This is a genomic window from Acuticoccus yangtzensis (assembly GCF_001927245.1).
Classification (GTDB): Bacteria; Pseudomonadota; Alphaproteobacteria; order Rhizobiales; family Amorphaceae; genus Acuticoccus; species Acuticoccus yangtzensis.
Genome location: NZ_MJUX01000013.1, coordinates 16,772 through 36,734 on the forward strand (window position 1 = coordinate 16,772; position 19,963 = coordinate 36,734).

A 19,963-nucleotide genomic window follows, 5' to 3' on the forward strand; every position below is an offset into this window, starting at 1 on the left:
CCGTCAGAACACGAGGTCGCGGTTGACCATGACCGAGATCGCGGTCCCCTGGTCGATATAGATCACCGGGCCGAGCGAGAGGTACTCCGCCATCACCCCTTGGGTCGTGTCCTCCAGATCGCTCGACAGATCCTCAGCGGCATCGCGTGACGTGTCGCTCGTTCCTTCCTTCAGGATGAACTGCGGGCCGAGCGTGATGAGGGAGATCAGCGCCGCCGAGCCGAAGCGCTGGCGGAAGCGCGTATCGACCTGGCCGGACTGGCCCGACATGCCGAGCTGGTCGGCACCATAGCCGCCTAGCTCGACACTTACGCCGGCTGGCGTTACCGCCCGGTTCCAGGCGATTTGCGCCCGGTTCTGCGCAATCGACACGTCGGAATTGTAGCTCCCGATCAGCCGGGACCCGCGCGGTAGCAGGACGTTCTCGCCGTCGTAGGAATAGACGTCGTGCGAGACAACGGCGCGGATGATGCCCGGCAGCTCCGTCGAGACTGCCGTCTCGAGCACCGCGGCGAGCGATGTCCCCTGGACGATGGTTCGCCCCGGGTTGGCGATCGTCGTGGCCCGCACCGTATCGTAGCTCTGTGTCGAGGCGGTGCGCATGAAGTCTTCATTGCTCGAGCGCTCGCGATCGCCGCCCTGGACGGAGGAGGCTGCGGCGACAGCACTGCCGCCATCGAGCACCAGCGCGTCCGACTGCACCTGCTCGTGCGCGATCGCCTCACGGCGCATCCGCTCCTCCTCGAGCCGGGCCCGTGCGGCGGCCTCCTCCTCGCTCAGCTTGTCGGTCGCTGCCGCCTCGCGCGCGGCCTGCAGGCGCTTCTCGTACTCGGCCTCTTGCGCCTGCCGCTCACGGTCGAACTGGTCACGGAGCGCCTCGGCCTGCTCATCGAGCAGCGCGCGGATCTTGTCGACCTGATCGCCGCTTTGCGTGCGCATCTCCTCCAGCTGCCGTTCAAGTGCCGCGATCTGCGATCGGTACGCGCTGTTATCGATCGCCGGGCTGGTCGGGGCGGGGCGCATCGGCGGCTCCACGTCGACGATCGACGTCTCCACATCGTCGGGCAGGGTAATTTCCGTCGAGATGCCGCCATCCATGCGGGAGGTTTCCTGCATCGTCTCGCTGGTGGATGCGCCACCACCCAATAGCGAGCGCACCTGGTCGGGCGCGAGGACGACGACCGAGAGCGCGATGAAGGCGCCGCCCATCACGATGCCGATGAGAACCCGCGAGCGCTTGCCCTTGGGCTTGGTTTCGAAGGCGCGACGGCGCTCCTCGACGAGGCGATCGCGGTCTACGGTCTTGTCGTCCGTCATCAGCGGTCTCCACCGCGCGCGTTGCCTCGCCCGAACGCGCCGCCGCTTCGGCGAGCGACGGAGCCGTGGGCGACGGAGATCGTCTCGTCCCCCAGGCGGAGCGTCCAACGTTCCGACGTGCGCGAGACGACGAACCCGTCCTGGGTCTGCGAGACGTTGACGATGGCTTCCTGTCCGCGCGCGTTGGCGGCAAAGATCGCGGGCCGAGGGGCGTCCGGCGCGAAACGGAAATAGGTGCTGCGACCGTCGTCATAGACCTGCACCGGGACGATGCTGCGCGCTGTACCGGCGTAGAAATAGTTGAAGTCCTTAGGCCGCGCTTCGCGCTCTTGCTGCGCTCGTCGCTGCGCGGCTTCCTCACCCGGATAGCGGAAATCGATGCGGTAGCTCAGGTTGGGATCACCCGCGCGGCCACGCTTGGCGCGCAGCTCGAACGTGTAGACACGCCGATCCGTGTAGACCGTCATGTTGGTGTAGGCGTTTTCGATCAGCGGCTTCACCGAAAGCACGTCGCCGCGCGACAGCCGCACGATTTGCCAGGAAGCGCTGTCGCCGACCTGCACGGACTCCACGTTCTCGCCGGCGGCGAATTGCAGCGACGTGATGAATTTCATGTACACGTCTAGCCGGTACACTTGGTGCTCGTTGTAGGTGTAGTGACGGATGCGCGGGTCGGCCGAGTAAGGAAGCGGCTTCACTTCGGCCTCGGCCGCTGCCATCGACGCGACGAGGGCCAGGGTTCCGAGGGTCATCCGACGGATCGCCATGGTCAGTTCTCCCTAGCGCGAAGGGTTTCGGCATCGACGCGATAGTTCGTGACGGTGAACCCGAGCGGGTTCTGCCAGACCTGTTCGAGATTGCGTTCGACGCGCGGCCGAAACTCGAAGCCGACCGTCGCGACGAAGTTGCGCTCGATTGGATCGTCGCCGGGTCGTTCCAGGCGTCGTGTGAAGCGGACTTGTGCCGTCGTGTCACCCAGCATCGAGATCGAGGCGACCTTGACGGTGATCAGCGTGTCGGTGCCGTAGATGTTGGGCGGATAGTTCTCGGCCGAGGAGTTCCAGAGCGCGCGCAGCGACGAGCTCGCTTGTCCGACCGAGGTGTTGGCCACCATGGGAATGCGCGCGGCGTTGTCCGCCACGTCGTAAGTCTCGCGATCGGTCACGTAGCGGACGATCTCCGCCTCGCGGACGGCCTCTTGCTCCGACAGGGAGCCGGGCCGGGTGGTGACGATCTGCTCGCTCTCGCCGGTGGACCTGTCCACCATCACCACGTAGGGGCGGATCTCCTTCATCGGCAGCGCGATGCACAGCGCCACCACGGACGTGAGCGCGACCGCGATGCTGCCTGCCGCGATGAAGCCCAGGACATTGCGCTGCCGGCGGAGACCGAAAAACACTTCGTCCGCAAATCCGGTTGCGATCTCGTTGCTGCTCTTTGCCACTCGGACAGATTCCTTTCGCGACGCGACCGGGGGCGCGTCGAAATTCCTGCGGTGTCGTGCGGGAAGCCCTAGGCAGGACGGCGGGGGAGGGGATCGGCCATCAGCCTTCGCCCGGACGCCTTGTGCCCTGCGGTGAGCGCATCAAAGCCTGGAGTGCGGCGGTGCGGTTTTGCCTTGCGGCCTCGCGATCGTTCCGGTTCTCGCGGGCGGTCTGGATCATCGCCGCCTGCCCAGCCTCACGGCGTTCGCCGAACGACGTGCGCTGGCCGCGCTCCTGGTTGCGAAGACCGATCATCTCGCGGTTGCGGTGCATGGCGGCCGAGGTTTGTTGGGCATCTTGAAAAGCAGCGCTAATCCGCGAGCCGGCTCCGCCACCAGCGCTGCGCGCCGCTCCGATGGCTGACGCAGTCTGCAGGACTCGCGGCGTCGCCATCTGCGTCACGCTTTTGATGCCGCCGCCGCCAGCGGCTGCACCCTGCCGGGCCATTGCCACGCCGTTAGCCGTCGCGACGAACGTGCCGGCAAGGCCGTTTACCAGCGTCGGCACCTGGATCATCAGGAAGATCGCCGCCGCGCCGACGATGAGGAAGCCCGCCGCTTCTTGCAGCTCATAGGCGCCTTCGGCTTCGGAAATCATGTCCTGCCCGATGCCGACGATTGCTCCCATGACCCCGGCGAGGACGAGAGGGATGAGGGCAAAGCCGAGCGTGAAGCGTACCCAGCTCTCAAAGAGATTGCCGGTCGCCTTGAACAGCAGCGTCGGGATGAAGATCGGTGCGAGGCTGATCGCCATGGCGAGGCCGACCTTGGCGATGGCCGAAACAATGATGGCGACGCACGCCATCAGCGCGCCAACCACCCACACCAGCACTGAGGTTAGAGAGATCGAGAAGTAGCCGCTTTCCTCATCGGCCCGTTCCGAGAATTCGAACAGGCCGGTAATCATGTCGTCGAGAGCGACATTGAGGTTGGGCGCATCGACAGCCCCTAACAGCTCCGCGCCTATAGCGCCCGGCGTGTTCGTTACGATGTCGTAGATCGGCTGGAATTGCGCCCATGTCGTCGCGACCGTCAGGACAATGATGTAGCGCACCATCCAGCGTGTGTATTCGGTCACCCGAATTGGCACCCACTGGACCAAGGTGTTGAACGCAATGAAGGCAAGGCCGACGAGGCCCATGGCCTGCATCAGACCGGAAACGGCGCCACCAAAATCAGCGAAAACGCTTTCCGCGTACCCTTCAATGGCACTGTCGACTTTGTCGAGGGTCTCGACAACAAATGTCGCCATCGTCCTCTACCTCTCGAAATCACCGCCTTTAGCGGACCCACCCCTTGGGGATCGCGCCAACTTCCCGGCAGTAGTCGAGAGCAGCCTTGTACCCGTCGTCCTCCTCCTGCAGCGCGAGGTAGTAGGGTCGAACCTCCTTCCGAGGCATTCCCCACAACTCATCGGGCACCATCGCCTCAATCGCGTCCCAATCCCGCCGGCCCCGCAGGCAGCCAATTTCGTGAGGCTGACCCCTCGCGAACGCTTCGCATTGCTGGCGGACATGCGCGGCGTCCCAGCGCACCTGATACTCTTTCAGAACGCGCTCCATCGCTCGGTTGGGTGAGCGTGCCGAGAGCTGATCCCTATCGACACTTCCGCCAGTGCACCCCCAATTGGCCGGTTCCGCCGAGACAGGCCCCGCGACGATCGCCATCGATGCGGTCAGGGCGATGGCAAATGGGATCAACTTCATGAATCTTACTCCTCGGTGCCGTACATGAACCGGCGACCCGCCGTGCGGTCGCGGGCAGCCGAGATGGAATCGGTGCCGACCGTGGCCGCCATCGCGGCCTGCAGGCGCAGGTTCTCGTTCAGGAGGACGGCGACTTCGGCCATCATCCGCGTGTTGTAATCGAGGCTCGCCTTGAGGTCGGCGTTGGCGTCGATGCCGTCGATCAGCGTGTTGATCCGCTCCATCGACGCGTTGGCGCGCTGGTAAGTGTCCTCAGCCGTCGCGACCGTTGCCATGCCGGATACGGCTTGCGTGGCAAGTGCGCGGTCCTGCGCCAGATCGGAGCCGAAATAGGCGGAGAGATCATCGAGGTCGAACGTGTCTTTCAGTTCGCCGATCCGATCGCTCAGAGCGGACGTATTGCCGCCAGCAATCGAGCCGCTGCCAATCGCGCCGTCCATAATCGAAGTCAGGCTGTCCGCCGCCTGGCGCGCAGACTGATCCGTCGCCGAATTGAGGATGCTGCTGATCCCCTTGTCGCCGGTGATGCTTTCGAGTTGATCCTGCAGGCTCGTGAGTTGCTCCAGCTGCGCCTCGTAGTCCCGCCGCATCTGTTCGAGCTGCTGCACGAATTGCGCGACGGCCGTGCCGTCGAACACCGGCACGCCCTGCGCATGGGCGGCCTCGCCTCCCACCATCAAAACGACTGAAGCCGCCAGGGTTCCGATCATCTTGTTCATTCGACCACGACACCCCTCTGGTTGATCGGTGCCCACTCGCAAGCCTTGTTCTTGCAGGGCCATTTCTCTGCGGTGTAGCTCGCGCACCCGGCCGTCGAGGCAGCCAGCAAGAGCGCGAGGAGGATCCTCCCGGACATCTCAGAGCTCCTTCCAGAATGCTGGGTTCTCTCGCCAACCGGGCGGCGAACGCTCATCGCCTGGACCCGACACCAGGGCCGTCAGGAGCGACCCGAGGGCACTGAGATCCATGTCGACGAAGACGCTGCTGTCGCCGGAGCGGATCGAGGCGTAGCGGTGGCCGGACCCCGACGACATGAGGAATTCCTGTTCCCCATCGGTGAGGCCAAGTGGTGCGAGCTCCGCTGTCGTGTTGCGGGAATTCGGGAACAGGATCGTCGTGGCGACGCTTTCGAGGATCGAGCTCCCCGCGCGACTTTCCGCGATGTGCGACACGCGCTGCGTCAGCATGATGACCGCGACGTTCTTCTTTCGCATCGTCAGCATCCAGTCTTTCAACCGGCTCTGAAAATACGCGTCGTCGAGGAGCTTCCACGCCTCGTCGAGCACGACGAGCGTCGGCCGGCCGTCCTCGATCGTGCGCTCGATGCGCCGGAACACGTAGCTTAGCCAGGCCGTGCGCACGTTCGGGATATCGAGCACTTCGGTGAGGTCGAAGCCGGTCACGTCATTGGCGAAGTGCAACGGATCCGCGTCGGTCCCGCCGAACAGCCAGTCGTGCTGGCCACCCTCGTCCCATTGCGCCATGCGCGTGTAGAGGTCCTGCTCGTCGTCGACGCCGCGGAGCTGGGATCGGAAATGGCTGATCGTCTGCAAAACCGGATCGGAGTCGGCGTTGCTCGCGGTCATCTGGGCCAGCGCTTCCGCCTGCATCGGCGAGAGGCCGGCTCCGTCCTGCGACAGCAGCGCCCCAAGCCAATCGGTCAGCCAGGTCGTGCCCCGGGCGTCGCCTTCCGCTCGGAATGGATTGAAGCCCGTCTGCTCCCCCATGCGCACCGCCGAATAGCTTCCACCAAGCGCGCGGAGGGCCATCTCGAGCCCGCGGTCCTTGTCGAACGCAATGATGCGCGGTCGCGGCTCGATCCGCTGCGCCTGCGCCATCAGGAAGGCGATCGCGGCCGTTTTGCCCGAGCCGGTGCGCCCGACGATCAGCGTGTGCCCCACGGTGCGTTCGCCAGATCGGCCAGCCAGGTGGAAGCTGAAGCGATGAGGCTCGTGGCCCAGCGTGCGGAATGTCGTGATCGGCGCGCCCCAAGGCGTCCAGTCCGGCTCCAACCCTTCGCCGTTCGCGTGGAGGGCGGCGAAGTCCGCGAAGTTCGCCGACGAGATCATGGCCGCGCGAGCGCGGTAGCTGTGGTTTCCCGGATGCTGCGCGAAGTAGGCGCTGCGCGCGCCGATGTCCTCGCGGACCACGACGCCGCCGGTGCGTTGACCGGCACTGCGGACACGGGACGCCACGTCATCGAGCTCGGCCTCAGTGCGGGCAAAGACGGTGACGGAGGCTTGATGCAGGCCGAAACTGATCCGGCCGGAGGCCAGATCGTCGGCCGCATCCACAAGCTGTGCCTCCAGCGAGCGCGCCGCGTCGTCGGCGGCCCGCATCTGCCGCGCCGTCCGCTGGACGCGCGCCAGCGCCTCGAATTGCTCGATCGGGGTGAAGGAGTGCGTGACGACCGTGTCGTGCGGCAGATCGAGGCCGTCGAAGACGCCCGCATGCGTTTCGGTCGGATACTTCTTGTAGGTGAAGACCGCACCGAAGCGGGTTTCGTCAGCGTCGTTGCCGAAGACGACGAACGTGTCATCCCGGAAATCCACCCGCGATGCCGCCATTAGATCCGCCAAGGACCGGAATTCAGCCCCCGGCGCAAGCGGCCGGTAGATGCCCGAGACGCAGGCCTGCAGCATGCCGAGCCATTCACCCTCGGCAAGATTGAGGCGGCGCGGCGAGGGCGCCGAGAGTGCTCCCATCATGTGCCCGACCACCTCGTTGAGCCGGGTGATGCGCCGCTCCCGCATCGCCACGAGGTCACGTTTGCCGCCGCCGGAGATCCGCGCCCACAGACTGGTGAGCGTCATCGGGCGCACCACGACCGTGACCATGATCCGCCGCGAGCGCAGCCCCATGATCTGGAGGTCGCCTTGCCACGCGCGATCCACCGCCGCGGCGAAATTGTCGCCATCGATCGGTGGCATGGCGACGCTCGCCGGGTTGGAGAGGCGATGGACATAGAACGCGACGTCCGGCCCTGCCTGGGCGATGACGCCGCCCAGCGCATCAGCGAGATCGGCGACTGCGGCCAGCTCGGCCGTCAGCGCCTCGATCCCTTCCACCATAAATGCGGCCATGACGTCGCCGTCGCGGAGCATCACGACGTCGTCGCCGATCGGAACGACGTAGGGCAGGTGCCGGGCGAGCATGTGCTCACCCGAGACGCCTTTGGGCTCCACGGCCTTGCGGCCGTGCCCCCTTTGCACATCAAGCACGGTAGATGATCCCGTCGCCCTTGAACCAGCTCGGCGGAAGGGGCGTGCGGATCATCGTGATGAACACGACGTCCGCGATCCGGGGGTCATAGTTAGCTAGCAGCCGGAGGCCGATATAGCTCACGACGCCGGTGACCACGAAGTAGGTGAACGAGAGCGTCGCGATGAAGCCCCCGAACGTGACACCGAAGAGGATGACCACGTAGCTCATCGGGAGGCCCGCGATGCTCACGGGCCTCGTCAGCGCCTGGAAGCACGGGCGGCTCATGAGTATCCGGACAGGAGCGTCGCGGCGCCGAAAAGGATCGCAAGGCCGATGAGAACGGAGCCGGCGAACATCCAGTTCATGCGGCCCGTTGCGAAGGCGAGGCCGACGCCCGCGAGGGCGACGAGGCCGATCGCGCGACCGAGCGTCCCCGTCAGCGCCTCGCCGAGCGTGGTGAAGAAGTTCGTGACCGGCGAGAGATCCTGCGCCAAGGCCGCGCTCGTACTCGCGACGGTGAGCACCGTCGCGAGGCCCGCGATACGGCCGGCCTTCTTCAGTTGAATTCCCATACGCCGCTCCTTTGCATTTGGGGGCTGGTGGACACCTCACGCACCGCAGCCCCGCTCACAGGAACTCGACGCTCAGGCTCTGACGTCGCCGACGCGTACCCGGCGGCGGCAGTGATGGTGGCGACGTACGCCCGCGTTTCGCGAAAGGGCGGCACGCCGCCATGCTCGATCACGCGATGCGGGCCGGCGTTGTAGGCGGCAAGGGCCAGTCGAACGTCGCCGAAGCGAGCAAGCTGCGCCGTAAAGTACCGCGCGGCTCCATCCAAATTCTCGGCGGGATCGAAGGGATCGGAGATACCGAGGAGGTTCGCGGTCGCAGGCATGAGCTGCCCGAGACCTTGCGCGCCTTTCGGCGAAGTCGCTCGTGGATCGAAACGGCTTTCCTGATCGATCAACGCCACGAAGAGGTCGGCGAACCCGGTCGCGGTGAGACCGGCAGCGCGCGGCCCTGACCCTCCCGCGTGACGCAGGCCGACTGCGTGTGCCATGGCGCGAAACTGGGCGCGGCCAGTACTCGAAGCAGGAATCGGAACTCCTTGGGGCGGATCGCTGGCGATGGTCACGGCACCATGCGACCCGAACTCCATGACTGTCGCAATCGATGGACGTGCGTCGACGCAAAGCAGCATCGGTAGAAGCAACAGGAAGCGCATCAGGCGGTGAGATCGAGGGCCATTGTCCAGCTGAGAACAAGAACCAACGAAAGCAGGAGCATGTATTGCCAAGCCGGGGCGATGAAGAGTGTGCCCTCATGCTTGATGGCAGGGACAATATTGGTCAGGTCAGGGCTGGTGCGGACGATCTTGTCAGAGTCGACGGTCGCGCGAACGATAATGGTCGCCGAGCTAAAGTGCCCAAACAGTTCTAGGAGGCAGTCACGTCTTGATTTAGGCCTCGTCGTCGCGCTCTTCGTCGGAAGATTGAGGATCCGCCGCGTCAGCGTCTCCGCCGGGGAGCCAGGGTATGAAAACGCCTTCCTCATCCGGGAACATGCTTTGGTGATAGGATAGGACTGCATTCGCAGAGCGAATACGTTTAGGCTCCCCGTTCCGAGAGATGAATACTTGTGATTCGCTTCCATCGGAGCGAACGCCGAACACAAGCCAGTGAGTCTTGCCGCTCTCATCTCTGACGGGATGATATCGAAGCGTCCCACCGGCATCCAAGAACGGTCGCACAACATTGCCGAGCAGCACCTTTCCCTCTGTGTTTGGCTTCTTCATGCGACCTCTCATCCTCGATGAGGGATCAGCATAGAGATCCAGATGCCGCGTTTCCACGACGGCACACTCAGATTCGACAGTGATGTCCATAACGCAGAATCAAATCAACATGTCAAATGACATCAAATTTTAAATTTGGGCCATTTTGTGTTTTTCGTGATGGAGTTTTCCCGGACAGAAGTCGCGTGGCGATGCGCGCGAAACGGGAATCGAGCCGGAACCCGAGAGACCGCCTTCCTTTTTTCGGCAGGGCCATGTCCATGACGGGTATGGCGAAATTTTGAATCGCGTCTGCAACTACCCGCTATGCGTGCTTTCAAGGGCGTTCGCTGTGGATCGCCTTTCAGCCGTTCAGGCGAGAGGCGCCCGTTTATGGCGCGCCTTGCAGAAGCCGATAAAGGCCCGGTCCGGATGCTTCACCGCCGTGCCCTGGTCGCATGCCCACGCTTGCCATTCCGCATGCAGGAAATGGACGTCGTAGCCCGGCGCAGCCTTTCGGGCGGCCTCGTAGGTCTCCGGGGCGATCATCGGGACCTCGAACCGTGGAGGCTTCGCGCCCGAGCCGTCCGCCATCGCGGCGCGCCGACGGAACACGACGATGTTCCCTTCGAGGCGGATCCGATAGTCGGGGACGTGATCGAAGGATTCGTCGTGGCGCACGATTGTCATGAGCAGGCGCCGAAATTCCTTGTCGGTCGAGATCGACCCGCACTTCTTCTGCAGCAGCTCGACCGAGATGCGCCATTCGGCCTGCATGCCGCAGTGCTTGCGCGCCAGCTCGTAAATCCGCCGCTCAAGGGGTTTGCGGAGCCGGAAATAGTCGCGGTGGAGCGTCAACACCTCGTTGGCACGGATGGCGTTGAAAACCCAGTCCGACAGGGTGATCTCGACCTCCTGCATCCGGCCCTCGCGGGTCTCCCGCACGATGCGGGCGCGGTCGATGATGCCGAAGGTGTCGAACTCCTCATGCCCGCCGGTGACGATGTTGGTGCTGATCGTCGTGCCGCGCAGCCGCTCGAACGCGGCTTTCAGGCCGTCATAGCCGCGGCCGTCGGTCACCCGGTTTGTCGCCCGCAGAAGGTCGTACGCCTTGAGCCGGACCGTCTTGGTGACGGGCTTCCCCTCGTTCAGCGCGGCGATCAGCTGGCTGATGCAGTAGATCAGCACGTCGCGATCATGGACCGTCGCCAGCCCCTTCACCGACGGTGTGACCTCGACGAACGTCTCGCCGTGCTCGTAGCGCCGCACGCGCCGGTCCGGCTTCGTGGAGAGCGAGAAGATCGGATGCTCCATGGACGCCATGTCGCCCTTGGGCGCGGCATCGAAGATGTCGCACACGAAGAAATCGCCCTGGCCGGTCCGGTCCGGCAGCAGCGGCGAGCGATCGAGATTCGTGATTTCACCCACCATGACTCTACCATCGTGATTTCACCCACCGGGTCAACCAGATTCGTGATTTCACCCACTCTAATCAGTGGCCGGACTTTCGTGATTTCACCCACCAAGATACGTGATTTCACCCACCTTCTTTCGTGATTTCACCCACCAACAGATTTGAAATCGTATTTTATATCAGCACCTTAAGCGACGTCTTCCACTGCGTAACACGACTCTAACTTTATATTTAACACTCACAGCCTCTCAATATCGGCGACCATAGGTAGCGATAGGGGCCGATCGCCAAAGAGAATGACAACCTCCCGCGACCCCCTGTCTGTTGGCGAGGTGGTAGCATCAGGGCTGCGGAAGGGAGCCCGTCCCCCTGTCTGTTGGCGAAGTGGTAGCGTTGGAGTTGCGGAAGGGAGCCCGTCCCCCCCGAGGGCCGCGGAGCCCGTTAGGGAGCATGGGCCCCTTCCGCATCGCTCAGAACCCTGAACAGTTGCTTGGGACTGCCGATCCCGCACGACATGGACAGGACCTCTACCATGCCACGCACCGTCATCGGCTGCGATCTCTCGCGCGCCGTCATCGATCTCCAGACCCTGCCGGACGCTATCTCGTCGCAGGTGGCGAACGACCCTGAGGCTATCGCCGCATGGATCTCGTCGCTGCCCCCCGACGTGCTCGTCGTCTTCGAGGCCACCAGTGGCTGCGACGGCCCCCTCATCGCCGCACTCGCCGAACGCGGCGTCACGTTCTCGCGGACCAATCCACGCCAGGCGCGCGAGTTTGCCAGAGCCACCGGCGTCCTCGCCAAGACCGACCGCGTCGATGCCCGGGTGCTGGCGCAGATGGGCTCGGTTCTCGATCACCCCATCACTCGCCCAAGCAGCCCGGCACGGAGCCGGCTATCCGATTTCCTCAGGCGTCGCAGACAATTGGTGGACATCCGCAAGGCCGAGAAGACGCGCCGCCACAACGCCGGCCAGGACGAGATCGCCGCCCAGATCGAGGCGATGATCGGCCTCCTCACCCGCCAGATCGCCGAACTCGATCGCGCCATTGCGGGCCTCATCGAGGAGGAGCCCACGTTCTCCTCTCAAGCCCGGCTTCTGCGCGCCGTGCCAGGCATCGGCCCGACCGTGCTCGCCACACTTCTTGGTGAGCTCCCGGAGCTCGGCACGCTCGACCGGCGCCGCATCGCATCGCTCGCCGGCCTCGCACCGCATGCCCGGGAGAGCGGGACCTGGCGCGGTGCACGCCGCATCTGGGGCGGTCGCCGCAAGGTTCGCGAGGCGCTCTACATCGCCGCCCTCACGGCTTCGCGGCGCATTCCAAGCCTCGTCGCCATGCGCGATCGTATGCGCGAGAAGGGCAAGGCGCCCAAGACGATCCTCATCGCAGTCGCCCGCCAGCTGCTCGTCATCATCAACGCCATGCTGCGCAACGGAACGCCTCTCGTCGCCTGAGGTGACAACACAGTTGCCCCCGAGGGTCTGCAGCCCGTTAGGGAGCAAGGGTCCCTTCCGCGTCGCTCTGAACCCTGAACGGTTGCTTGGGACAGCCGATCCCGCACGACATGGACAGGACCCTCACCATGCCACGCACCATCATCGGCTGCGACCTCTCGCGTGCCGTCCTCGACCTCTACAGCTTGCCGGATGCCGCCTCGACGCAGGTCGTCAACGACCCGGATGATCGCCGCCTCTGGGGCGGTGGCCGCAAGATTCGGGAGGCGCTCTACATCGCCGTCCTCACGGCTTCGCGGCGCGTTCCAAGCTTCGTCACCATGCGCGATCGTATGCGAGAGAGGGGCAAGGCGCCAAAGACGATCCTCATCGCCGTCGCACGCCGGCTCCTCGTCATCATCAACGCCATGCTGCGCAACGGAACGCCGCTCGCAGCATGCGCGAACAACACAGTTGCCCGCTAGCAACATATTTCTACGCGCCGCATCTTCGCGGCTTTAGACGTACTCGACCACACGACATGCGCAGAAAACCATCACGATCAGCAACCCACTTCCAACCCATGAAAAGACGCAGTCGTGCAACGTTAATGTGCGCAATTAGGAATCAAACACCTGCCATTGACAGTTCGCAGAAGCAGAGCCATCAACACCAGATGCGTCTGTTCGCCGTCATCCTCCACGCGTTGATCGTAGCGGGGCTCCTTCTGAGCAATCCCGCCTCCGTCCGCGCGGCTCCCGCGATGTCGGGATCACCAAACGACACGGTGATGACGATTGCGAAGAGTGACGCCAGTTCAATGTCGCCATGCTTCGACGGTCACTGTCCCGACGGGAAGACCTCCATGCCGGAGTGCCCCGCCAACCTCACGTCTTGCGGTGGCTCCGCGATGCTCGCTGTTGATCCGTTCGTTCCGGGTTTCATCCGTACGTCAGGGGGTATTCCCTGCGGCGTGGTGTGGAATGCGACCGTTGTGCCGCCTCGGCACGATCCACCACCTCCGAGATTTTCCGCAAACACGGTCTGAGCGCTGCGCGCCGTCTTCTCGGCGAACGGTGTGACTCCGACCCAACGCCCATCGACTTGTCGCCGGTGAGAGCGTGTGTCCGCCCAAACAAGGGCGGTGTTGCGGGCCACTTCCCCGCTTGTCTCGCCATTCACTCATGAAAGTGATGGCTGCGGAAGATCACCATGAGACCCTTTTCCGGCGTTGCGATCACGCGGCGCACGATCCTCGCTGGCGCCGCCGCCAGCCTCGCGAGCTTGTCCACCACGCACCAAACACTCGCAGCGGGCATACCCGCGCGACTTATCGCTGCCCCAGGCCGCCAAGCGCTCGAGTTCGGCAAAGCCACCCGACTGGTGGACACCTGGAGCTACAACGGCACAGTTCCAGGCCCGCTCCTTCGATATCACGTAGGCGATCGGCTGGAGGTCCTGTTCGAGAACCGCCTCGATGAGCCAACCTCGGTCCACTGGCACGGACTCAGGCCACCGAACGCGATGGACGGCGCCGCACCGCTGACACAGGCTCCCGTGGAGCCGGGCGGTTCAATGAACTACGCCTTCGACCTCGCCGACGCCGGCACCTACTGGTACCACACCCATTTCCGCGGCTGGAACCAGCAGGACCGCGGACTCTATGGCATCCTGATCGTCGATGAGCGCAAACCGTTTAAGGTCGACCGAGACGTTCTCCTCGTTCTCGACGACTGGGTGATCGACCGTGGCGGTCGCCTCGACACCGACCTCGGTCAGATGCACGAGTGGGCGCACGCCGGGCGCCTCGGCAACCTAGCGACGATCAACGGCAGCGCTAACGCAGCGGTACCTTTGACGCCCGGCGAGCGTGTGCGATTCCGGCTCGTCAACGTCGCTAACGCGCAGATCTTTGCGCTTCTGTTCCCCGGCCACGCCCCCGTCGTTATCGCTGAGGACGGCAATCCGGTGGCGCCAAGAGCCGTCGGTGAAGAGCCGCTCATTCTCGGCCCCGGTCAGCGCGTCGACCTGGTCCTCGACGCAACAGGCAAGGCAGGATCGATCTACCCCATCAAGGCCTACACGCTGACCGATGAGGTCACGCTCGGCCAGTTCGCATACCGCGATGAGCCGGGCGGCAGCGGCCTTATCGGCACCGAGGTCACGCCCCTGGAGGCGAACGCGCGGCCGGCCCTCGCAATCGCCGAGGCCCGGCGGATCGAACTTCGTATGGAAGGCGGTGCGATGGGCCGCATGCGCGGTGCGATGATGGGGGGACGCATGGTGGGAATGCGCGACCTTGTCGCCAACGGCCGCGTTTGGGCATTCAACGGCGTCGCAGGGGACATGGAGACGCCGCTCGTTTCGCTGAAGCGTGGCGAGTCCGTTGTCGTCGACTTGATCAACGACACCGCGTTTCCGCACGCGATGCACCTCCACGGGATGCACTTCCGCGAGATCGAGCGGAACGGCGTGCCGGTAGACGGACCGTGGCGGGACACCACCGTCATGGCGCCGGACGATCGCGTCTCGATTGCCTTCGCCGCCGAAACAGCCGGCAAGTGGATGCTTCACTGCCACATGATCGAACATCAGGCCGGCGGGATGATGACGTTCGTCGACGTCAAAGGGGACGCCGCATGAGCGCACCTTCGCGTCGCGAGGTTTTCGCCGGCCTTGCAGCGAGTGTTTTCGCCGTGGCGCTACCGTCTGGTGCGGAGGCGCATCCCCGTCCGGTCACGCCACCCACCATCGTCGGCTTTCGCACGCGCGCACCCGCTGGCGCGATCGTGGTGCACACAGCCGAACGGCGTCTCTACTTGGTTCTGGGTCGAGGCCGGGCGCTCGAATACGTAATCGGCGTCGGTCGCTCAGGGCGATTGTTTCGCGGCTCGGGGCGCATCGGGCGCAAAGTGGCCTGGCCGAGCTGGACACCGACGGAGAACATGATCCGCCGCGAGCCACACAAGTACGCGAGGTTCGCAGGCGGGGTTCCGGGTGGACTTGGCAACCCGCTCGGCGCCCGTGCGCTCTACCTCTACCGCGGCGGTCGCGACACGATGTACCGCATCCACGGCACCAACGATCCGACGAGCGTCGGTCGCGCGGTCTCGAACGGCTGTATCCGCCTCCTCAATGCTCACGTCGAAGACCTCTACACCCGCGTCTCGATCGGCGCGCCAGTGTACGTCCAGTAAAGTTCGGAGTTTTCCATGTTCAGTGCAAAGTACGTCGCCGCAGCACTCTTCGCCGGAACGATCGCCGGATGGGCGCAGCCTGCTGCTGCCGGCGATCCGTCTGCCTACACCATGCACGTCTACAAGACGCCTTGGTGCAGCTGCTGCGGCGCGTGGACGGACCACATGAAACGCCTTGGCTACAAGGTCGAGGTGACGGAGCTGAACGACCTCGCTCAGTTGCGCAAGCAGGCCGGTGTCCCCGACGAGGTCCAGGGCTGCCACACCGCGGCCATCCAGGACTATGTCGTGGAGGGCCACGTGCCGCCAGAGGCGATCGCCAAGCTCCTCGACGAGCGGCCGAAGGTCCATGGGATCTCTGTCCCCGGCATGCCGAAGGGCTCCGTTGGCATGGGCGACGATCCGCGCGCGCAGTACGATATCGTGACGTTCGACGCCGGTCCGGCCGCGAACAGCCGGGTTTTCTACCGTGCAGGGCATTAATCTGATCGGCCGCCGCGCGTTTCTCGTCGGAGGCGGCGCCGCGCTGCTCGGTGGCTGTACCGGTGCGCAAGCACCCGCGCCGCAGGTAGCTGCCACCTCACGCGTGCCCCCGCTGTACCGCGAGATGTACGGCGCCCGGCCGGACGAGCGGTTTGCCATTCCGGCGGTTGATCTCTCAAAGGTCGATCCGCGGTTCTGGCGGCGGGAGGTGGCTGATCCGACGGGAGAGCGCGGCGGTACAGTCGTCGTCGATACCGGGAGCTATTTCCTTTACTGGACGATGGAAGGCGGCAGGGCGATGCGCTACGGCGTGGGCCTCGGTCGCGAGGGGTTCGGCTGGAACGGCACCGCGACGATCGAGCGGAAGGCACAGTGGCCGACTTGGACGCCACCGGCCGAGATGATCGCGCGCGAGCCAGAGCTCGAGGAATATCGAAACGGGATGCCGCCGGGTCTCGGCAACCCGCTGGGCGCACGGGCGCTCTATCTCTACCAGAACGGCCGCGACACGCTCTACCGCCTGCACGGCACGCAGGAAGCCTACTCGATCGGCCGCGCGGTATCCTCCGGCTGCGTCCGCCTTCTGAATCAGGACATTATCGACCTGCACATGCGCGTGCCCACCGGGTCGCGTGTCGTGGTGCGGCCGCCCAGCCAGTCGCTGCTCGGGTGAACGCCATGACCAAGACACGTCCCTTCATCATGCTTGGCGTCGGATTGCTCTTCGGCGCGGCCGCCATTGCCGCCGTCGCGTTCTGGCCGCGAAGCCAGACGGCGCCGGCGGTCGCACTAGCTCCGGGCGATGCGGCGGTGGTCGCGCAGGGGGCGACCATTTACGAGGCGCAGTGCGCCTCGTGCCACGGTGCGAACCTAGAGGGCCAGCCGAATTGGCGTGAGCGCGGCGCGGACGGCCGGCTTCCGGCCCCTCCGCACGACGAGACCGGGCACACCTGGCACCACCCTGACGTGCTGCTCTTCAAGCTGACCAAAGAAGGGCCGCCGAAGGAGATGGGCAACGGCGAGCCCTACTACTCGAACATGCCGGCGTTTGGGGGCGTCCTCAGCGACGACGAGATCGTTGCAGTCCTTTCCTACATCAAGAGCCGCTGGCCGGAGGACGTTCGGCGACGGCATGACGAGCTCAACCGCCAGATGGCGGGGATGCAATGACGATCGCCACCCGCATCGCCTGTGCGCTGATCCTGCTGGCGCCGTTCAGCGCATCGGCCGTCGCCGCAACGCCGTGGCAGGAGGGGGCAAACAGTGCGGCCCGTCTCCACATCGCACGAGATGTATCGGGCGACATCGTCGCCGGGCTTGAGGTGCGTCTCGAAGATGGTTGGAAGACGTACTGGCGCTCCGCCGGATCAACGGGCCTTCCCCCTCGTATCCAGACGGAGGGCTCGCAGAATGTCGGCGAAGCCCGCGTCGTCTTCCCGGCACCGGAGCGGTTCGTGGCCTTCGGCATCGAGGCCCTGGGCTACGAGCACGGGGTCACGCTGCCGCTTCGGATCAATCTGGCGGACCCGGCTCGAGGTGCGCGGCTGGACGTTCAGGCAGACTTCCTTGTCTGCGGCAAGGTGTGCATCCCGACGCATTTTTCATTCGCGGCGACGATTCCCGCCGATCCATCATTCCTGCCAGCGATCGCCGACACAGCCATCGCGGCCGCGCTGGCGCGTGTGCCCCGTCCCGCTCTCGATGAGAATGTCGCGCTGGCACAACTTGTCCCGGCTGCCGAAGGCCTTAAGGTTGAACTGAAGTCGTTCGGCGACGGTGGCGACCTCACCGGTGCGCTGATCGTGGCGGAGGTCGAGGGCGCCAACCCGTTGATCGGCAAGCTTGGCGCCAGGGGAGGCGGCCGTTTCACGGCGACGCTCAGAGGCGTGCCGCTCCCGCCGGGCACTGCCGTGCGTCTCACCGTTGCGGATGAAGACCTGGCGCTCGATCTTTCGGGCACGGTGACGGATGCTGTCGCGGCGGAGCCGACGACGAGCGGCTACAGCCTTGCCGCGATCCTCGCAATCGCGTTCCTCGGCGGTCTCATCCTCAACGTCATGCCCTGCGTCCTGCCGGTGCTGTCGATCAAGGTGGCGGCGCTTTCTCGCGCAGCGGCTCTCGATAGGGGACAGCAACGTCTCGCATTTCTGGCAACGGCAGGTGGTATTGTCACCTTCATCGCAGTCCTCGCAGTGGCGCTCGGGACGCTCAAAGCGTTCGGCCGGGACGTCTTCTGGGGGATGCAGTTTCAAGAGCCGCTCTTCGTCGGGTTTCTCTTCGCGCTCCTCGCGCTGATGACGCTGAACCTTGCCGGCGTCTTCGAGATCCGCCTGCCCGACGGTATGCAGAACCGGCTTGGCCGACTCGGCCGAACTGGCGATTTCGCCGACGGCTTCGTGATCGCGCTCCTCGCAACGCCGTGCAGCGCGCCGTTTCTCGGAACCGCCATCGCCTTCGGGCTAGCCGGGGGAGCTAGCGCGCTCGCGGCGACGTTCGCGGCGCTCGCTGCGGGCTTTGCGTTTCCCTACGTCCTCGTTGCCGCTGTGCCGGGAGCCACGAGGCTTCTGCCGAAGCCGGGGCGGTGGATGGCACGGCTCCAGCGCGCCCTCGTCGTGCCGATGCTGGCGGTCGTCGCCTGGCTTGGGTCGATCCTCTTTGCTCAGGTGGGCGTCGGTGTCCTGATCGCCCTCGCAACCGGGAGCCTCGCCGTTGCAGCGGTCCTGCGCCGTCCGCGCCCGGCCACGGTCGGATTGGGTGGCGTTGTGATCGCTGCGTGCGTCCTGGTCGTCGTCGCGAATGTCGGCTCGGCCTCGGTCAGCGGGCCTTCCGGAAACGCGGGGCACTGGCAGCCGTTCGACAGGGAGGTGATCGAGGGACATGTCGCACGCGGTCACGTCGTCTTCGTCGACGTGACCGCCGACTGGTGCATCACCTGCGTCTACAACAAGGCGGCCGCGCTCGACCGGGAACCCGTCGAGGCCCTTCTCGCCCGGCCGGACACGGTTGCGATGCGGGCCGACTGGACGCGGCCCGACGACGCGATCGCGGCGTTCGTGAAAGACCACGGCCGCTACGGCATTCCGCTCGACGTCGCATACGGTCCAGCCGCGCCGAACGGCATAGTTCTTCCAGAAATCTTGACTATCGACGCCGTCCGGAACGCGATCGCCGCCGCGCGCGGGCGACCCAGCGCCGTCGCACAAACCGGAGAGTAGACCATGCTGAAACTGTTCATCGTCGCCGCAGCGGTCGGCCTGTCTATCGTGAGCGCATCGGCCGACGGGTTGAGCGCCGGAGAGAAGGATGAGGTCCGTGCGCTCATCCGCGACCACCTTCTCGAAAATCCCGAGATTCTCGCCGATGCGTTCGAAGCCCTGCAGGCGAAGCAAAGGGCCGCGGATGAGGAGGCGGTGAAGGGCGCTCTCGCCGACCTCGGTGAGACGTTGCGCAACGCGGGAGACGATCCTGTCGGCGGGAATCCGGACGGAACGATCACGGTCGTAGAATTCTTCGACTACAACTGTCCGTACTGCCGGAAAGTGAAGCCCGAGGTGGTAGAGTTACTCGAGAACGACGAGCGGATCCGGTACGTATTCAAGGAATTTCCGATCCTGTCGGCGTCGTCAGCCCAGGCCGCGCGGGCTGCGCTTGGCGTGTGGGCGAGCGCTCCGGACAAGTACTGGGACGTGCATCAGGCGCTCATGGGCCATGAGGGAACGCTGACCGAGGCCCAGATCCAGGCGGCCATCGAAGGAGCAGGACTCGACTGGAGCGAGATCGTAGCGCGCGGCGATGCCGACGACATCACCGCCAAGATCCGCGAGACGATGCAGGTCGCCGGGCGCCTCAACATCAACGGGACGCCGAGCTTCGTGATCGGGAACGAGGTGATTCCGGGCTTCGTGGACGCGAAGCAGCTGGAGGCAGCTGTCGCCGCCTCCGGCGAATGA

General features: G+C 64.9%; 21 protein-coding genes and 1 pseudogene. 10 read left to right on the forward strand and 12 right to left on the reverse strand.

Going from position 1 to position 19,963, the window contains the following annotated elements:
• Positions 1-3: 3 nt before the first annotated feature.
• The 12 genes and pseudogenes from BIX52_RS21050 to BIX52_RS21105 form a co-directional block, all read right to left on the reverse strand.
• A complete protein-coding gene (locus BIX52_RS21050) occupies positions 4-1,317 on the reverse strand; it encodes a TrbI/VirB10 family protein (protein ID WP_075223083.1) in 1,314 nt (437 codons plus the stop codon).
• Positions 1,317-2,084 (reverse strand): TrbG/VirB9 family P-type conjugative transfer protein, encoded by a 768-nt coding sequence (locus tag BIX52_RS21055; RefSeq protein WP_075223084.1) that lies wholly within the window; start codon positions 2,082-2,084, stop codon positions 1,317-1,319. The genes BIX52_RS21050 and BIX52_RS21055 overlap by 1 nt, the downstream gene beginning before the upstream one ends.
• A 2-nt stretch (positions 2,085-2,086) precedes the next feature.
• Positions 2,087-2,761 carry a VirB8 family type IV secretion system protein gene (locus BIX52_RS21060; protein WP_075223085.1) on the reverse strand — a complete coding sequence of 225 codons (675 nt, stop codon included), beginning with the start codon at positions 2,759-2,761 and terminating at the stop codon, positions 2,087-2,089.
• 100 nt (positions 2,762-2,861) lie between these two features.
• Positions 2,862-4,052, reverse strand: coding sequence for a TrbL/VirB6 family protein (locus BIX52_RS21065; RefSeq protein ID WP_075223086.1), 1,191 nt, complete (start codon positions 4,050-4,052; stop codon positions 2,862-2,864).
• 28 nt (positions 4,053-4,080) lie between these two features.
• Positions 4,081-4,506 (reverse strand): hypothetical protein, encoded by a 426-nt coding sequence (locus BIX52_RS21070; RefSeq protein WP_075223087.1) that lies wholly within the window; start codon positions 4,504-4,506, stop codon positions 4,081-4,083.
• Positions 4,507-4,511: 5 nt separating this feature from the next.
• Positions 4,512-5,225 (reverse strand): type IV secretion system protein, encoded by a 714-nt coding sequence (locus BIX52_RS21075; protein WP_075223088.1) that lies wholly within the window; start codon positions 5,223-5,225, stop codon positions 4,512-4,514.
• 138 nt (positions 5,226-5,363) lie between these two features.
• Positions 5,364-7,727 (reverse strand): VirB4 family type IV secretion/conjugal transfer ATPase, encoded by a 2,364-nt coding sequence (locus BIX52_RS21080; RefSeq protein WP_083660641.1) that lies wholly within the window; start codon positions 7,725-7,727, stop codon positions 5,364-5,366.
• Entirely contained in the window at positions 7,720-7,995 is a 276-nt protein-coding gene (locus BIX52_RS21085; protein WP_075223090.1) for a VirB3 family type IV secretion system protein, read from the reverse strand. Before BIX52_RS21085 ends, BIX52_RS21080 begins: the two co-directional genes overlap by 8 nt.
• Positions 7,992-8,282, reverse strand: a complete 291-nt coding sequence (locus tag BIX52_RS21090) for a TrbC/VirB2 family protein (RefSeq protein WP_075223091.1) — start codon at positions 8,280-8,282, stop codon at positions 7,992-7,994. The genes BIX52_RS21085 and BIX52_RS21090 overlap by 4 nt, the downstream gene beginning before the upstream one ends.
• 110 nt (positions 8,283-8,392) lie before the next feature.
• A pseudogene (locus tag BIX52_RS24105) lies at positions 8,393-8,689 on the reverse strand (lytic transglycosylase domain-containing protein); the annotation flags it as partial.
• 245 nt (positions 8,690-8,934) lie between these two features.
• On the reverse strand, positions 8,935-9,264 hold the full coding sequence (locus tag BIX52_RS21100) for a hypothetical protein (protein ID WP_075223093.1): 330 nt from the start codon (positions 9,262-9,264) through the stop codon (positions 8,935-8,937).
• A gap of 592 nt (positions 9,265-9,856) precedes the next feature.
• A complete protein-coding gene (locus BIX52_RS21105; protein WP_342743859.1) occupies positions 9,857-10,807 on the reverse strand; it encodes a replication initiator protein A in 951 nt (316 codons plus the stop codon).
• Between BIX52_RS21105 and BIX52_RS23780 the strand changes: the two genes are divergently transcribed.
• The 10 genes from BIX52_RS23780 (at position 10,790) to BIX52_RS21150 (ending at position 19,963) form a co-directional block, all read left to right on the forward strand.
• The gene (locus BIX52_RS23780) at positions 10,790-11,041 is read left to right on the forward strand and encodes a hypothetical protein (protein ID WP_245803264.1); all 252 of its coding nucleotides are present in this window, start codon (positions 10,790-10,792) and stop codon (positions 11,039-11,041) included. The genes BIX52_RS21105 and BIX52_RS23780 overlap by 18 nt on opposite strands.
• Before the next feature lie 389 nt (positions 11,042-11,430).
• The gene (locus BIX52_RS21110) at positions 11,431-12,354 is read left to right on the forward strand and encodes an IS110 family RNA-guided transposase (RefSeq protein WP_075223095.1); all 924 of its coding nucleotides are present in this window, start codon (positions 11,431-11,433) and stop codon (positions 12,352-12,354) included.
• Positions 12,355-12,482: 128 nt separating this feature from the next.
• Complete coding sequence (locus tag BIX52_RS21115) at positions 12,483-12,818, forward strand: hypothetical protein (RefSeq protein ID WP_139312835.1); 336 nt, start codon at positions 12,483-12,485, stop codon at positions 12,816-12,818.
• Between the two features lie 727 nt (positions 12,819-13,545).
• On the forward strand, positions 13,546-14,976 hold the full coding sequence (locus tag BIX52_RS21120) for a multicopper oxidase family protein (RefSeq protein WP_075223097.1): 1,431 nt from the start codon (positions 13,546-13,548) through the stop codon (positions 14,974-14,976).
• The gene (locus BIX52_RS21125) at positions 14,973-15,530 is read left to right on the forward strand and encodes a L,D-transpeptidase (RefSeq protein WP_075223098.1); all 558 of its coding nucleotides are present in this window, start codon (positions 14,973-14,975) and stop codon (positions 15,528-15,530) included. Before BIX52_RS21120 ends, BIX52_RS21125 begins: the two co-directional genes overlap by 4 nt.
• A gap of 15 nt (positions 15,531-15,545) precedes the next feature.
• On the forward strand, positions 15,546-16,013 hold the full coding sequence (locus tag BIX52_RS21130) for a DUF411 domain-containing protein (RefSeq protein ID WP_075223099.1): 468 nt from the start codon (positions 15,546-15,548) through the stop codon (positions 16,011-16,013).
• Positions 16,000-16,686 carry a L,D-transpeptidase gene (locus BIX52_RS21135; protein ID WP_245803257.1) on the forward strand — a complete coding sequence of 229 codons (687 nt, stop codon included), beginning with the start codon at positions 16,000-16,002 and terminating at the stop codon, positions 16,684-16,686. Before BIX52_RS21130 ends, BIX52_RS21135 begins: the two co-directional genes overlap by 14 nt.
• 5 nt (positions 16,687-16,691) lie before the next feature.
• On the forward strand, positions 16,692-17,183 hold the full coding sequence (locus BIX52_RS21140) for a c-type cytochrome (RefSeq protein WP_083660644.1): 492 nt from the start codon (positions 16,692-16,694) through the stop codon (positions 17,181-17,183).
• The gene (locus BIX52_RS21145; protein ID WP_075223100.1) at positions 17,180-19,228 is read left to right on the forward strand and encodes a protein-disulfide reductase DsbD family protein; all 2,049 of its coding nucleotides are present in this window, start codon (positions 17,180-17,182) and stop codon (positions 19,226-19,228) included. The genes BIX52_RS21140 and BIX52_RS21145 overlap by 4 nt, the downstream gene beginning before the upstream one ends.
• Before the next feature lie 3 nt (positions 19,229-19,231).
• Entirely contained in the window at positions 19,232-19,963 is a 732-nt protein-coding gene (locus tag BIX52_RS21150) for a DsbA family protein (RefSeq protein ID WP_075223101.1), read from the forward strand.

Excerpts from the sequence above, each read along its gene's own strand:
- BIX52_RS21055 (WP_075223084.1), bottom strand. The coding sequence starts at position 2,084 with ATGGCGATCCGTCGGATGACCCTCGGAACCCTGGCCCTCGTCGCGTCG.
- BIX52_RS21075 (WP_075223088.1), bottom strand. The coding sequence starts at position 5,225 with ATGAACAAGATGATCGGAACCCTGGCGGCTTCAGTCGTTTTGATGGTG.
- BIX52_RS21145 (WP_075223100.1), top strand. The coding sequence starts at position 17,180 with ATGACGATCGCCACCCGCATCGCCTGTGCGCTGATCCTGCTGGCGCCG.
- BIX52_RS21125 (WP_075223098.1), top strand. The coding sequence starts at position 14,973 with ATGAGCGCACCTTCGCGTCGCGAGGTTTTCGCCGGCCTTGCAGCGAGT.
- BIX52_RS21065 (WP_075223086.1), bottom strand. The coding sequence starts at position 4,052 with ATGGCGACATTTGTTGTCGAGACCCTCGACAAAGTCGACAGTGCCATT.
- BIX52_RS21085 (WP_075223090.1), bottom strand. The coding sequence starts at position 7,995 with ATGAGCCGCCCGTGCTTCCAGGCGCTGACGAGGCCCGTGAGCATCGCG.
- BIX52_RS21115 (WP_139312835.1), top strand. The coding sequence starts at position 12,483 with ATGCCACGCACCATCATCGGCTGCGACCTCTCGCGTGCCGTCCTCGAC.
- BIX52_RS21110 (WP_075223095.1), top strand. The coding sequence starts at position 11,431 with ATGCCACGCACCGTCATCGGCTGCGATCTCTCGCGCGCCGTCATCGAT.
- BIX52_RS21100 (WP_075223093.1), bottom strand. The coding sequence starts at position 9,264 with ATGAGGAAGGCGTTTTCATACCCTGGCTCCCCGGCGGAGACGCTGACG.
- BIX52_RS21130 (WP_075223099.1), top strand. The coding sequence starts at position 15,546 with ATGTTCAGTGCAAAGTACGTCGCCGCAGCACTCTTCGCCGGAACGATC.
- BIX52_RS21105 (WP_342743859.1), bottom strand. The coding sequence starts at position 10,807 with ATGGCGTCCATGGAGCATCCGATCTTCTCGCTCTCCACGAAGCCGGAC.
- BIX52_RS21070 (WP_075223087.1), bottom strand. The coding sequence starts at position 4,506 with ATGAAGTTGATCCCATTTGCCATCGCCCTGACCGCATCGATGGCGATC.
- BIX52_RS21090 (WP_075223091.1), bottom strand. The coding sequence starts at position 8,282 with ATGGGAATTCAACTGAAGAAGGCCGGCCGTATCGCGGGCCTCGCGACG.
- BIX52_RS21150 (WP_075223101.1), top strand. The coding sequence starts at position 19,232 with ATGCTGAAACTGTTCATCGTCGCCGCAGCGGTCGGCCTGTCTATCGTG.
- BIX52_RS21140 (WP_083660644.1), top strand. The coding sequence starts at position 16,692 with ATGACCAAGACACGTCCCTTCATCATGCTTGGCGTCGGATTGCTCTTC.
- BIX52_RS23780 (WP_245803264.1), top strand. The coding sequence starts at position 10,790 with ATGCTCCATGGACGCCATGTCGCCCTTGGGCGCGGCATCGAAGATGTC.
- BIX52_RS21050 (WP_075223083.1), bottom strand. The coding sequence starts at position 1,317 with ATGACGGACGACAAGACCGTAGACCGCGATCGCCTCGTCGAGGAGCGC.
- BIX52_RS21120 (WP_075223097.1), top strand. The coding sequence starts at position 13,546 with ATGAGACCCTTTTCCGGCGTTGCGATCACGCGGCGCACGATCCTCGCT.